10 protein-coding genes are annotated in these 14334 nt (G+C 69.6%); 7 read left to right on the forward strand and 3 right to left on the reverse strand.

The features are described 5' to 3' along the window. Positions 1-30: 30 nt before the first annotated feature. From F8M74_RS04660 to F8M74_RS04690, 7 genes are all read left to right on the forward strand, one after another. Positions 31-423, forward strand: a complete 393-nt coding sequence (locus F8M74_RS04660) for a pilus assembly protein N-terminal domain-containing protein (RefSeq protein WP_141253512.1) — start codon at positions 31-33, stop codon at positions 421-423. Beyond that, complete coding sequence (locus F8M74_RS04665) at positions 420-1127, forward strand: prepilin-type N-terminal cleavage/methylation domain-containing protein (protein WP_140853270.1); 708 nt, start codon at positions 420-422, stop codon at positions 1125-1127. Before F8M74_RS04660 ends, F8M74_RS04665 begins: the two co-directional genes overlap by 4 nt. After that, positions 1124-1678 (forward strand): prepilin cleavage protein, encoded by a 555-nt coding sequence (locus F8M74_RS04670; RefSeq protein WP_141253513.1) that lies wholly within the window; start codon positions 1124-1126, stop codon positions 1676-1678. Before F8M74_RS04665 ends, F8M74_RS04670 begins: the two co-directional genes overlap by 4 nt. Continuing rightward, positions 1675-2862: a PilW family protein gene (locus F8M74_RS04675; protein WP_141253514.1), complete on the forward strand. Its 1188-nt coding sequence runs from the start codon at positions 1675-1677 to the stop codon at positions 2860-2862. The genes F8M74_RS04670 and F8M74_RS04675 overlap by 4 nt, the downstream gene beginning before the upstream one ends. Positions 2863-2867: 5 nt before the next feature. After that, complete coding sequence (locus F8M74_RS04680) at positions 2868-3365, forward strand: hypothetical protein (RefSeq protein ID WP_141253515.1); 498 nt, start codon at positions 2868-2870, stop codon at positions 3363-3365. Between the two features lie 33 nt (positions 3366-3398). Continuing rightward, positions 3399-7883 (forward strand): PilC/PilY family type IV pilus protein, encoded by a 4485-nt coding sequence (locus F8M74_RS04685; protein WP_141253516.1) that lies wholly within the window; start codon positions 3399-3401, stop codon positions 7881-7883. A 61-nt stretch (positions 7884-7944) separates the two neighbouring features. Further along, positions 7945-8367: an HD domain-containing protein gene (locus tag F8M74_RS04690; RefSeq protein ID WP_141253517.1), complete on the forward strand. Its 423-nt coding sequence runs from the start codon at positions 7945-7947 to the stop codon at positions 8365-8367. Positions 8368-8465: 98 nt separating this feature from the next. Here F8M74_RS04690 and acnA read toward each other — a convergent pair whose 3' ends face one another. The 3 genes from acnA to F8M74_RS04705 form a co-directional block, all read right to left on the reverse strand. Continuing rightward, a complete protein-coding gene (gene acnA, locus F8M74_RS04695) occupies positions 8466-11195 on the reverse strand; it encodes an aconitate hydratase AcnA (protein ID WP_141253518.1) in 2730 nt (909 codons plus the stop codon). A gap of 167 nt (positions 11196-11362) precedes the next feature. Continuing rightward, positions 11363-12724, reverse strand: coding sequence for a cardiolipin synthase ClsB (gene clsB / locus F8M74_RS04700; protein ID WP_141253519.1), 1362 nt, complete (start codon positions 12722-12724; stop codon positions 11363-11365). Positions 12725-12763: 39 nt separating this feature from the next. Then, positions 12764-14332 carry an FHA domain-containing protein gene (locus F8M74_RS04705; protein WP_141253520.1) on the reverse strand — a complete coding sequence of 523 codons (1569 nt, stop codon included), beginning with the start codon at positions 14330-14332 and terminating at the stop codon, positions 12764-12766. Positions 14333-14334 lie beyond the last annotated feature (2 nt).

The raw sequence follows: 14334 nt of genomic DNA on the forward strand, positions 1-14334 counted from the left end.
GGGGTCATTGTGCCCGCAGGACATTCCCCCATGCCCTTGCTCACGATTTTTCCGACGCCTTCCCAGAAGCACCGTTCCCGCGCGCCCCGCTGGAAGCTGTGGGCACCCCTGGCCCTGACGCTGGCCGCCTCCGCCGCGTGGGCCCAGGACGCCGCCACCGCCCCCGAGCCGGACTACGCCGTCGAGGCGAAGAACGCGCAGCCGTCCGGCCTGGTGGTGCGGGTGGAGCCCCTTCATCAGACGCAGTTCATCGTGGAGAACGCCGAGCGCGTGAGGGTCCAGGCCTCCGCGGTGGTCGAGGCGTCGCTCGGTGAGCCGAATCAAATCATGGTCCAGGGGCTGAGCCTGGGCGTGTCCGAGGTGCTCGTGTGGCGCCAGGGCACCCGGCAGCCCCTGAGCGTGCGCGTGGAGGTCGCCAAGTGAGCCGGCGCGACGCACGCGGAATGACGCTGCTGGAGGTCAGCATCGTCCTCGCCATCATCGCGGTGCTGGCCGCGCTGGCCTACGCGGGCTACGCGCAGCTCAGCGCGAGGGCGGGTCCGCAGAACGCGGCCGCCGACCTGTCCGGCGCGCTCGCCGAGGCCCGGGCCCGCGCCGTGGACCGTCAGGCCGACGTGTGGCTCATCATCTACCCGGACATCAATCCGGAGGGTCAGGCCGGCGCGGGCCATGGCGCCTGGTTCCTGCTGGAGGACCGCCTGCGCAACTTCGGAGACGCTGCGGGCGCCGGCGGACAGCTGAGCTTCGGCACCTTCTCGCCCCCGCTGGACATCCAGCCCTCCGCGGACCAGGGCCGGTTGATGGACGCCATGTACCTGGACCGCTACTCGCAGCGCACCGTGCGCTTCGGAGCCAGCGGCAACCTGGCGTGGACCGGCATCTTCGAAGGACTGGCCGCCACGGACTGCAGCTTCTGCAGCGGCGCGCCGCGGCGGGGCGCCATCGTCTTCCGCGGTGACGGCTCCGCGCGCTTCGTGGACGGCGCGGGCCAGCCAGTCATCCCCGCCGGCAACGGCACCGTGAATCGGGCCGCGTCGCTGGCACTTCTCTCCACCGACGGGCAGCGCGAATACCTCTTCGCCGTCTCCGCGCCCGTTGGCTTCGTCGACATGAGGGTCAACCGATGAGGCGCCTGAATCCCGCATCCCGCCGCGCCCACATGCGCGGCGCCACGCTCATCGAAGGCATGGCGGCCGCCGCCATCCTCGCCATGGGCATCAGCGGCGTCTTCGGCGGGCTCATCTTCGCCAGCCAGCAGAACGCCGCCGCCAACCGCCTGTCGCAGGCCAGCGCCATCGCCTCGCAGGTGCGCTCCGGCATCCAGCTCCAGGGGCGCTCCCGCCTCTTCGCGGACACCGGGCCGCTGTCCAGCGCGCGCTGCGCCGGCGCCGCGGAGACGCTCGAGCTGGCCGGCGGCCTCTCCACCCTGCCCGACGCCTGCGTCGTGGACCTGGACGCCTTCGAGACCGCGGCCGGAGACCCGCTGCTCCGCGTGGTGCCGGGTTACTCGCCGGAGGAGAGTGAACACTACCGCCGCGTCCTCGTGTGGACGCCGGCGCAGGCCATCGACTCTGTCGCGGTGGTGGTGTCCTTCCGCAGCGCCGGCCAGCGCCGCTACGTCAAGCAGTTCGTCGCGCTCTACAACCCGACGGAGAACGGCGCGGGGGTGGAGCTGTGAACACACCCAGGACGCACGCGCGCCGCGGCTTCACGCTCATCGAGTTGCTGGTCGGCATCACCGTCTCCTCGGTGGTGCTGCTGGCGGTGGCGGGGACCATCATCGCCGTCAACAACATCTTCCAGAACAACACCATCTCCAAGACGGCAGTCGAAGGCAGCCGCGTGGGCTCCGACTACCTCAACCGCACCCTGCGCTACGCGGGCTACGGTCTGGACCCGGCCATCGCCTTCGACTTCGACACGACGGGCCTGCCGGAGACCCGCAAGGACAACTACACGCAGGAAGTGGAGGACTGGGGCAACTTCGTCACCGACGACCTGGCCTTCCGCTACCGCGACCCGATGTTCCTGCGCCGCGGCCAGCTCGCCAACACCGGAGCGGAGCCCTTCCAGTTGGCGCTGGAGCCCGCCGCGACCTTCGGCCAGCCGCTGCGCCAGGGGCAGGCCGTGCTCATCGCCTGTCCGGGCGGTCAGGACTACTTCCTCGGGCGGCTGACGGCGGACGTGCCCGCGGACGGCACCGCCGCCTCGCTGGACACCGCGCTCGCCGCGGGCCGCCCGGGCGATGTGCCCAGGGCCTGCATGACGGACACCGGCCGCAGGCCCTTCGTCATGCTGGTGCATGAGAAGCGGCTGCGCGTGGAGGCGTACGGTGGCCGCCCGTACCTGGTGGTGAGGCACGGCTGGGCGCAGAACGCCGACTTCGACCCCATCGCCGTGGACGTGGAGTCCTTCCAGGTCAGCTACCAGATGAACCGGCCGCCCGCGAACTCCGCGTGCTGCGCCGGCCTGCCCGCGCCCGACGGCGCCGTGGGCAGCGGCATGGCCTGGGTGCTGGGTGACGAGGACTCCGTCGTGCTGCCCAAGTACGACGCCGACGTCCCCGCGCCCACGTACAGCACGCCGTACGACGCGCCCCTCCGCTACAACATGAACCCGGCCAACATCCGCTCGGTGGGCGTGGGCCTCACGGTGCGCTCGGTGCGCCAACTGCCCTCCGGCACAAAGAACCAGGCCCGCAGGCTCTTCAACGCGGACCCCGTGAATCCCGAGGACATGTTCTTCCGCACCACCGTGGAGACGTCCGTCCGAATTCCCAACATGACGTCCCGCGCCTTCTTCATCCCCGAGCTGCGCTCCGAAGGCGTCGCCGGTGACATCAAGAACGTCTGGGGAGGCTAGCCACCATGACTCACTTCGCCGCACGCCGGGGCAGCGCCCTGGCCATCACCCTGATTGCCCTGACGGTGCTGCTGCTGCTCGTGGTGGGCGCCATCACCTTCACCGGCCGCAACCAGTCCGCCGCCGTGGCCAAGACGCGCAGCGACCGCGTGGAGGCCTGCGCGGAGACGGCGCGGCGCTATCTGCTGTCGCGGCTGAAGGTGTTCGGCACCGGCGCCGTGCCCGTCACCAGCATCAGCCTGGAGCAGGTGCTGCAAGACGACCAGGTCGTCGCCGACAGCAGCGTCATGCGCACCGCCCACCTGGGTGACACCGCGTCGGCGCCCACGGCGGCGGTGCTCGCCTCGTCCTCGTTCAGCAGCGGCAAGGACCAGGTGAGTGACGCGGCCAACACCCTTCGAGAAGGCACGGCCGGCGGCAGCTACTACCGCGTGGTCGTCATGTGTGACGAACCCGGGGGCCGGCAGGCCGAGACCGAGTTCGTCTTCCGCTTCGGCATCTGACCCCTTCCGACCCCGCCCTTCCCCGAGCCCCCCATGAAGGCACTCTTCTCCACCGTGACAGCCCTGTCCGTGCTGCTGGCCGCCCCTGGCGCGCTCGCGCAGGACCCGGCGTCTTGCAGCCTGCAGTCCACCTCCCGCCTGGACGCGCTGCTCAACCCCGCGCGCGGCAGCGACGAGCGCTTCTTCACCAGCCCCAGCGGCCCGCCCAACATCCTGCTCATCCTGGATACGTCGGGCTCCATGGCGTACTGGCCCATCGCCTGGAGCAACGACAGCAACCACAGCTTCGACAGCTCCAGCGGCGGCGCCTCTCCAGGCTGCCGGCAGGCCAACATTGACGAGCTGAACTACGACGCCAACGTCGAGTACCCGCGGATGTGGCTGTCGCTGACCAACCAGGACTCGCCCTGGTTCGTGCCGGCCAAGTACTACAGCTTCGCCGGAAACGGCAGCGGCACGCACACCAGCTTCGGGATGAACAGCAATCCCGTGCGCTTCGACCAGCCACCGCCCAACACCGTCATCAGCGACAACGCGGCGGCGGCATGCGCCAATCTGGTGGGTACCAACAACAATGGCAACCGGCCCGCCGCGCGAGCCGCGTGCGCGCAGTGCCTCGCGACGAAGGGCTACTTCCAGTACACCTCCAGCGAGCGCGTCGCGTCGGGCAACTTCCTCAACTTCTACTCGCCGCGCGGCCACTCCGCCGTCAACGTCATCAGCCAGGTGCTCAAGGACTCGGAGCGCACGCGCTTCGGCGTGGTGACGTTCTCCGCGAGCAGCGAAGCCACCGACACGGTGAAGTGGAGCGGTCAGGACGTGGTGCGCTTCGAGCGATTCGGCCCCCGCTGCGACAAGTCGCTCAGCGGCGCGGAGCGTGAAGCGCACCGCAACAACCTGCTCAGCAAGATGCGGAACGGGCTGCGCTTCAACACGGGCACGCCCCTGACGCAGGCCTTGTGGGGCGCCAGCACCTACTTCCGCTCCGCCGGCAGCGACCCGTTCCCCGGCTGGTTCGGCAGCGACTACCTGCGCGACTCGGGCTTCAACGACGAGGCCGCGCCCGGACGAGCCGCCACCTGCTTCACCTGCGGCTTCAACGCCATGATTCTGCTCACGGACGGGGAGCCCAACGAGCCCAGCGGCGACTCCGCCCAGGTCCCGCCCAAGGTGCGCAACCTGGAAGTCCCCTGCTCCAACTGCGCCGCGGCCGGCCAGGGCAACAACAGCGGCGGCTCCAGCAGCCACATCCACCGCATCGCCAAGTGGATGTGGACGAACGACATGCGGCCGGAGCTGGCAGGGTCGCAGGCGGTGGCCACCTACACCGTGGGCTTCGCGCTGACGAACACGAAAGCCATCAACCTGCTGCGCGTCACCGCGGACGCGGGCGGCGGGCGCTTCTACGCGGCCACCAACTCCAGCCAGCTGAAGTCGGCGCTCCAAGCCATCGTCGACGACGTGCAGAATCGGAACATCGCGTTCGCCGCCGCAGCCATCTCCTCGTTCCAGACAGGCAGCTCCACGCTCAGCGCGCTGATGCCGCGCATGTCGCCCGCCTCCGGTGACAGCGCCTGGCGCGGCGACTTGTGGCGCTTCAACCAGTTCAACGAGTTCGTGGAAGGGGTCGACAAGAACGGCGACGGCGACATGGACGACATCTTCGTCGTGGACCGAGACGGGGACATCGTCGTCGAGGATACATCCGGCAACTTCGTCAAGGACGGTGGCAGCACCCCGGCCAACCAGTTCTGGGAGGCGCGCCGCGCGCTGATGGCCCGCGCGCTGAACAGCCGGAAGATCTACACGGTGACGGACAGCAACCAGGACGGGCGCCTCACCGCCGCGGACAACGCGGCGACGCCCATCGAGTTCACCGTGGAGAACCGCGAGGTGCTGAAGAGCTACTTCGGCATCCTCGGCACTCCCGTCTGCCCGAAGGTGCAGTCGCTCAGCCCCCTGGACATCGACCCTGGCACGTTGATGACGGGCCTCCGGCTGACGCCCCAGCAGGCCGCCGCGGCCATGAGCGTCACGGTGCCCGGCTTCGGCAGCCTGGCGCAGGCGCAAACCTGGGTGAACGATATCTGCGTGCGCACGCTCATCCAATACGTGCGCGGCCAGGACCTGGCGGACGAGGACGGCAACGGCAACCGCACCGAGGTGCGCCGCTCCGTGCTGGGCGACATCTTCCACTCCGCGCCGGTGCTGGTGGACCCGCCCATGGACAAGTTCCTGTGCAACCTGGGCATGAGCAACCAGTGCACGCGCACGCTCTACAGCCAGCAACTGGGCGTGTCGCCCACGCCACTCGCCACCGAAAGCATCAGCCGCTGCGGCAACACCGTGGAGGTGGACGCGTATGACGCGTACCTGCACCGCTACCGCCGCCGCGACAAGCTGGTGCTGGTGGGCGCCAACGACGGCATGCTGCACGCCTTCCGCGACAGCACCGCGAGCAACGACAACTGCGAGGGCGGCCTGCCCATGATTGAGTACTCGCCCAGCAACGGCGAGGAGGAGTGGGCCTTCATCCCGCCCGACCTGCTGTCGCGCCTGCACGAGATGGCCAACGGCCACCAGTACTACGTGGACGGCGACATCATGGTGCGCGACGTGTGGGCGGACGGCTCGGACGGCTCGCAGCCGGACGGCATCAAGCAGTCCACCGAGTACCACACGATGGCGGTGATTTCGGAGGGACGCGGCGGCGTGCACTACCTGGCGCTGGAGCTGCGCGCGGACTCGGGCACCGGCCGCTTCGGCGCGCCCCGGATGCAGTGGATGTACCCGCAGCCGGACTCCCCGGAGGCCGCCCTCTTCGGCAAGACGCTCTTCTCGCTCAGCCCCAAGCCGCCGCCCATTGGCCCCGTGCTGGTGGAGGCGGGCACCTCGGCCGGCCCCGTGTCCCGCTACAACGTGGAGACCCAGGAGCGGTGGATGGTGGCCCTGTCGGGCGGCTGGTCCCCCGGCCAGGAGAAGGGCCGCGGCATCTACATGGTGGACGCGTGGTCCCCCGAGGTGAATGGCCGCACCGACAACCTGTGGTGGAAGTTCGAATACGACCCGAACGCCACCGGCGAGCAGCACGGGCCCGCGCGGCACCTCACGCACAGCGTGGCGGCGCCCGTGGCGCTGGTGGACTACGGCGTGGCGGGCAACGTTCAGCAGGACGGCTTCTTCGACACGGCCGTCTTCGGTGACATGCGCGGCCAGCTCTGGGTGGCGCGCATGTCCGTGCCCGGTGCGCTGGACCCGAGCACCCGGCTCATCCGCAACTGGAGCGCCGCGCGCGCCTTCCAGATGGACCGGGACGCCGTGGGTCCGTCGGGCGGCCAGGGCGACAGCCTCACGCGCACATGGCCCTTCTATTACGTGCCCTCCATCGGCATCCAGCCGGGCACGGGCGCCATGCGCGCGCTCGTCGGCACGGGTGACCGCTACGCGCTGCTGGATGACCAGGCCGGCATCTGCCGCTTCGACAACCCGCAGGCCTGCGCGCGCTACGGGTGCGGCAACGTGGAGGTGGACTACCGCGTGGACCGCATCGGCGAGAACATCACCCAGTCGCGGCACCAGTGGACGCAGCGGGGACTGGCACAGTCCACGCTGACGCGTGAGACGGCCTCGCAGCCCGCCTGTGGCGACCCGGGCCAGACAGTGGTGTCGGCCCGGTTCACCCGGCACGAGGCCCGCTCCTGCCCGGGAGCGCCCCAGGACTACACCTCCATGAGCCCCGCGCGCGTGGAGTGCGGCAAGGACGCCGAGGGCAACTTCCGCTGCCTCGACGTGAGCAACGTGGCGCCCAACTTCGCGGACCTGGAGCTGACCCGCACCGTCAACGCCATTGGGAAGAATCGATTCTACGGCGTGCGCGTGTACGGCGTGGCCGGGCAGACGTTCGTCGAGGATGCCACCGCTGTTTCCGCGGAGGGCCCCATGACGGCGAGCCAGTTCGACGCGGAACGCCTGAGCGACCGCACCAGCGACAACGACACCAGCGGCGACCTGGTGGACGTGACGAACATCACCTGCGACGCGTCCGGGGCCTGCTCCGCGACGGGCGCCGCGCCGGAGAGCCCGGGGTGGATGCTGGAGTACACGGACAACCACACCCACAAGACGGCGGGCGGCGCGGCCACGGTGGCCAGCTGCACGCTGTGGAACGTCATCTACCCGTCTCAGGACGGCGAGGTGTGCAGCAGCACCGCCGCCAAGGCCCGCTTCTACCAGGCGGACTTCCTCAGCGGCCTGCCCAACTGCGCCGCGTCCTTCGAGAACGCGCGCTATCAGGAGCGCGCGGTGCTGTCACCGCCGCCCGAGCCCGCCACCGCGGTGATGATTTCGCCCACGGGCAGCGTGAAGTACAGCGCCGTCATGCAGGAGCCCGGACAGCGCCAGGCCACCTCGGTGGACGTGTCGGAGAACAGCGAGGTGCTCCAGAACGTGTACGAGCTGCCCCTCACCCAGGAGCAGCACGCCTGCCGCCACGAGAACGCGGCCAGCTGCCTGCCGTGATGCCGTGAAGGCCCGCCCTCCCCGCTCGCCTGGGGAGGGCGTCTGGCGTTAGAAGACGGGCATGCCCGCACTCGAAGACGCCATCGCGCTCGCGGTGGCCGCGCATCACGGCCAGCGAGACAAGGCCGGCCAGACGTACATCCTCCACCCGCTGCGGGTGATGATGCGGCTGGACACGGACGAAGAGCGCACCGTGGCCATCCTCCACGACGTGGTGGAGGACACGCCCTACACGCTCGAGCGCCTGCGCGAGCTGGGCTACCCGGAGAACGTCCTGGGCGCGCTGGACGCCCTCACCCGCCGCCAGGACGAGACGTACGAGGCCTTCATCGAACGGCTGCGCCCGCTGGCGCTCGCCCGCCGCGTGAAGCTGGCGGACCTGGAGGACAACATGGACGTGCGGAGGCTGGCCGCGGTGACGGCCAAGGACGCCGAGCGCCTGGCCCGCTACCGCGCCGCCTGGGCCCGCCTGCGCGAGCCATAGAAGACACGACGGCCCGGAGCGCCACGGGGGCGGCTCCGGGCCGAGGTGCTACCGGCGCCCGCCGAGGAAAGCAGGGCGCCGGTTCCTTCCTCTCCGCGCTAGGCCTTGGCCAGCTGGCGGAGCACGTACTGCAGGATGCCGCCGTGGCGGTAGTAGTCGAGCTCGTTCGGCGTGTCGATGCGGCACACCACCGTGAACTCCTTGGTCCCACTCTCACCCGTGGCCTTCACGGTGAGCTTCTTCTGCGGCGCCAGGTCCTGCGCCACGCCGGTGATGTCGAACTTCTCGTGGCCGGTGAGGCCCAGCGACTGCGCGTCCTGGCCCGCCTCGAACTGGAGCGGCAGCACGCCCATGCCCACCAGGTTGGAGCGGTGGATGCGCTCGAAGCTCTTGGCGATGACGGCCTTCACGCCCAGCAGCATGGTACCCTTGGCCGCCCAGTCACGGCTGGAGCCGGTGCCGTACTCCGCGCCCGCCAGCACCACCAGCGGCGTGCCCTCCGCCTGGTACTTCATGGACGCGTCGTAGATGCTCATCCGCTCGCGCGTGGGGATGTGGACGGTGACGCCGCCCTCCACGCCCGGAACCAGCAGGTTCTTCAGGCGGATGTTGGCGAAGGTGCCACGCACCATCACCTCGTGGTTGCCGCGGCGCGCGCCGTAGGAGTTGAAGTCCTTGGGCTCCACGCCGTTGGCCATGAGGTACTTGGCCGCCGGGCTCGTCTTGGCGATGTTGCCCGCGGGGGAGATGTGGTCCGTGGTGACGGAGTCACCCAGCAGCGCCATCACGTGCGCGCCATGGATGTCCTGCGTCGCCTTGGGCTCCTTCGGCAGGTTCTCGAAGAAGGGCGGCTTGCGCACGTAGGTGGACGTGTCGTCCCACTGGAACGTGGAGCCCTTGCCCACCGGCAGCTGCTGCCAGAGCGCGTCGCCCTCCATGGCGTTGGCGTACTGGCTGCGGAACTGCTCCGGCTTCACGGAGGTGCGGATGACCTCCTGAATCTCCTCGTTGGTGGGCCAGATGTCCTTGAGGAACACGGGACGTCCGTTGGGGTCGGTGCCCAGCGGCTCGTTGTCCAGGTCCATGCCCACTTCGCCAGCCAGCGCGTAGGCCACCACCAGCGGCGGGCTGGCCAGGTAGTTCATGCGCACGTGCGGGTTGATGCGGCCTTCGAAGTTGCGGTTGCCGGACAGCACCGCGGCGACGACCAGGTCACCCTCGGTGACGGCGTTGGCCACGGGCTCCGTCAGCGGACCGGAGTTGCCGATGCACGTCGTGCAGCCGTAGCCCACGATGTGGAAGCCCACCGCCTCCAGGTAGGGCAGCAGGCCGGCGTCGCGCAGGTACTCGCTGACGACGCGGCTGCCCGGGGCCAGGGACGTCTTCACCCACGGCTTCGGGTTGAGGCCGCGCTCCACGGCCTTCTTGGCCAGGATGCCCGCGCCCACCAGCACCGCCGGGTTGGAGGTGTTGGTGCAGGACGTAATCGACGCAATCACCACCGCGCCGTGGCCCAGCTGGTAGCTCTGGCGGCCGTTCTTCACCGTGACGGCCTGCGCCAGACGCTCGGGAGGCACCGCGGCGGCGGCGGCCTTGCCCTTGCCACCCTCCTCGTCCTCGCCCTTGCTCTTGCCGGCCGACAGCATCTCCACCAGCGACTTCTCGTAGCCGGACTTCATGTCCTTGAGGGGCACGCGGTCCTGCGGGCGCTTGGGGCCGGCGAGGCTGGGCACCACGGTGGACAGGTCCAGCTCCAGCGTGTCGCTGAAGATGGGGTCCTCGGCGTCGTCACGCCGCCACAGGCCCTGCTCCTTGGCGTAGGCCTCGGTGAGGGCCACCAGGTCGTCCGGACGGCCGGTGAAGCGCAGGTAGTTGAGGCTCTCCTCGTCCACCGGGAAGAAGCCGATGGTGGCGCCGTACTCGGGCGCCATGTTCGCGATGGTGGCGCGGTCCGGCAGGGACAGGTTCTTCAGGCCGCTGCCGTAGAACTCCACGAACTTGCCCACCACGCCCTTCTTGCGAAGCATCTGCGTGACGGTGAGCACCAGGTCCGTGGCGGTGGCGCCCGCGGGCAGCTTGCCGGAGAGCTTGAAGCCCACCACCTGCGGAATCAGCATCGTAATCGGCTGGCCCAGCAGCGCGGCCTCGGCCTCGATGCCGCCCACGCCCCAGCCCACCACGCCCAGGCCGTTGATCATCGTGGTGTGGCTGTCGGTGCCCACCAGCGTGTCCGGGTACACGGTGCTGCCCTGGCGGAACGTCACGTGCGCCAGGAACTCCAGGTTGACCTGGTGGCAGATGCCGATGTCCGGCGGAACCACGCCAAAGCCCTTGAACGCGCTCTGGCCCCAGCGGAGGAACGCGTACCGCTCACGGTTGCGCTCGAACTCCAGCTCGGCGTTCTCCTTGAACGCGGCGGACGTTGCGAAGGAGTCAATCTGCACCGAGTGGTCGATGACCAGGTCGGCCGGGTTGCGCGGGTTGATCTTGTCCGGGTTGCCGCCCATGGAGGCCAGCGCCTCACGCATGGCCGCCAGGTCCACCACCGCGGGCACGCCCGTGAAGTCCTGGAGCAGCACGCGGGCGGGGTGGAAGGAGATCTCCACGTCCGGGGTGGCCTTGGGGTCCCACGCCAGCATCTTCTCCACGTGCTCGCGCTTCACCACGCGGCCATCCTCGTGGCGCAGCAGGTTCTCTAGCAGGACCTTCAGCGAGAACGGCAGGCGGTTCACCGCCGGGTGGGATTTGGCCAGCTTGCCCAGGCTGAAGAGGTCATAGGTGGCAGAGCCCACCTTGAGCTGGGACTTCGTGCCGAAACTGTCGGTCATGTATGTTGCCGTCCTTCCTTGCGCGGGATGCGGGAACTTCTAGGCCCCCCTTTGACGCGTTGCAAAGGGTTCCTGCGAGGGCATTGAGGGCCGGACGCTTCGAGCCGCAGGTGTGCAGCCCCGCTCATCGGAACCATGCGCCCCGCTGAGGGGTGGGCAGGCCTGGCTCAGATGATTTTGCGAAGCAGAGACAGCGCCCGCTCCAGCAGCTTCTGCCACAGGGGCCGGCGGCGGAACTCCGCCAGCGTCACCTCGCGGCAGTCCCCGCAGTCCGTGCGGAAGGAGTCCTCCAGTTGCTGTCCCAAGCGACGGTCGGCGAAGACCGCGTTCACCTCGTGATTGAAGGCCAGGCTGAGGCGCTCCAGGTTGAACGAACCGATGGTGCCCCACACCCCGTCCACCACGGCCGTCTTGGCGTGCAGCACGCCGCGCTGCCACTCGAAGATGCGGACGCCCGCGCCCAGCAGCCGCTCGTAGAAGGCCCGGGCCATGAACTCCAGGATGGGGTGGTCGCTGCGAGCGTTGAGCAGCAGATGGACCTCCACCCCGCGCCGGGCCGCCTCGCGCAGCGCCATCACCATGCGCCGGTCCGGGATGAAGTAGGCGGCGGCCACCAGCACGCTGCGCCGGGCCCGGCGGATGGCGTGCAGGTAGGCCCGGTGGATGCTTCGCCGACTGGACAACACCGCCAGCCCCACCGCGCCGTGCCGGGGCGGTGGGTTGTGCAGGCGCTCCAACCGCCGGGTCAGCCGGTGGAAGCGGCCCTGAAACATCATCCGCCACGTGGCGGAGAAACACCGCTCCAGTTCGTGGACGGCCGGCCCCTCGATGCGCAGCACGTCGTCCCGCCACGCCGCGCCAGATTCCGCGGGCGCCCAGTGGGCGGAGATGTTCACCCCACCGGTGAAGGCCACCTCGCCGTCCACCACCAGGATTTTGCGGTGGTCCCTCCGCAGCAGGTGCCGCAGCCCGCGTGACAGGCTGAAGGGCTTGAAGGCGCGGATGTCCACGCCCCTCGCGCGCAGCCCGGAGAAGAAGCTCCGGCGGCTCGTCCACGAGCCCACCGCGTCGTACAACACCTTCACGTGCACGCCGCGCTCGGCCGCCTCCGCCAGCGCCTCGCCGAACAGTTCGCCGACGGCGTCGGAGACGAACATGTACGTCTCCAGGCGGACATAGCGGCGCGCCCCGCGGATGGCCTCCAGCATCGCCGGGTAGGCCTCCGCGCCGTCGCGCAACAGCTGGCATGCGTTGCCCTGCACCACCCCGTGACGGCGCGGCAGGTAGTAGCGCGACAGGAGCAGCCCGGAGACGTTGGGGCTCCACACCGGCCCATGCTCCGGCACGGGCACTGGGGGCGTGGGCGCACGCCGCGGCGCGCCCGTGTCCGCTTCCCCCGACTGCTCGGTCAACGCCTCCTGGTCACGCATGGCATCCCAACGGTGCGGATGCCCGCGCGACCCGGCAACCCGAGCCGCTTCGCAGCCTGTCTTCCAGTGCCAGCCGGTGTCCGGAAGCCGACGGGACAATCCCGCGACTTCACGGACACCGGAAAGCCGTGGCGCGGCCTAGAGGCCGTACTCCGCGCGCTTGGCGTCCGCGCGGGTGGCGCACGGCTGGTCGAACTCCGGGAAGTACTCCTTCACGTGGTCCAGGGTGGCGGAGGCGCTCTTGTAGTTGCCCTGGTTGTAGTAGCCCTCCACCTCCAGCAGCAGCTTGGAGCAGGTGCGGTCCAGCTCCTGCTGCGCCGCCTTCATGCGCTCCTGGGCGTCGTAGTAGAGGTCGGGCTTCGGCTCCGGGTGGGCCTCCAGCATCAGCCACGACACGCGGAAGGACTTCCAGGCCTCGTAGCGGTTGCGAGCGCCGATGTCCGGCGTCTGGAAGTGCTTCAAGCCCCGCTTGTGGTACTCGGTGGCCTCGCGCACCAGCTCCTCTGGCAGCAGGTCCGGCAGCAGCGCGCGCTCCACCCAGATATTCCAGATGATCCACGGGTCTTCGCCCGGCGGATTCTTCACGTTGTCGAAGATGATGCGGTTGGGCTCGCCCTTCTTCAGGTGCTGCGCCGGAATCATCAGTTCGATGGAGCGGTCCTGGCTGGCCAGCGTGTCGGGCGGCACCTTGCCCACGTCCACGCCGTTGACGCTCACCACGACCTCGTCCTTGGAGATGCTCTGGGCCTGGTAGTGGAGGATGACCACCGCGCGCGTGGCGGCGGTGTACTCCCACTCGAAGACCTTCATGTCCGGGCGATCCCACGTCACGCCCGGCCCCAGGCCGAACGAGTCGCGGATGGGCTGGCCGGTCAGCATCGAGGGCTCCTCGCCCATCGGCTGACCGTCCTCGCCGCTCAGCACCAGCCAGTAGAGGACGCCGAACAGCGCGAGCACCATGGCCACGCCGCCACCGATGATGCCGGTGCGCACGCCCTGGCTGGCGTCCGCCCAGAAGAGCTTCGCGCTGGACACCACGCCGGGGGACTCACGCCGGATGCGCGCGCGCTCCGCCGCGGACAGGCCACCACCGCCCCCGGCTGCTGGCGCTGGACGAGCCCGGACCGGCGGGGGCGAACTGGACGGCCGCTTCGCGGGCGGTGCCGCTGGCGCCGAGCGCTCGATGGCCGCCCGTGAGCCGCTCTGCCCCTGGGACACGGGGCGCAGGGCCTGCAGGTTGGAGCGGGTGGCGCCCTCGCGGATTTCGTTCAGTTCCTCCTGGTCGGCACCTTCCGGGGCCAGCGCGACGCCCTTGTTGCGCTGCCGTTTCAGGGAATCCAGGGAGACGATGCGCGTGCTGCCATCGCCTTCCTGGGCGCCGGCGGGGAGCTCTTCTTCGCCCGTGGCCGGCTCGTCCGTCAGCATGGCGAAGATGAACGTCACCGGTCCCAGGGTCAGCTTGTCGCCGTCCTCGAGCACCTGCGTCTTCACCGGACTGCCGTTGATGAGCGACCCGTTGGCGCTGCCCTGGTCCTCGACGGCGTAGGCATCACCGTCGAGGAAAATGCGGCAGTGGCGCCGGGACACACCCGGGTCGAACAGCGCGACGTCACAATCCGTCGAACGGCCGATGAGAACGGAGTCCTGGTCGAAGACGAACTCCTTACCGGCTTCTCTACCCTCGGAGATCGTCAGCTGGAAAGGCATGG

Origin of the sequence: Myxococcus sp. CA023 (assembly GCF_010998615.1) — a bacterium.
Taxonomy (GTDB): Bacteria; Myxococcota; Myxococcia; order Myxococcales; family Myxococcaceae; genus Myxococcus.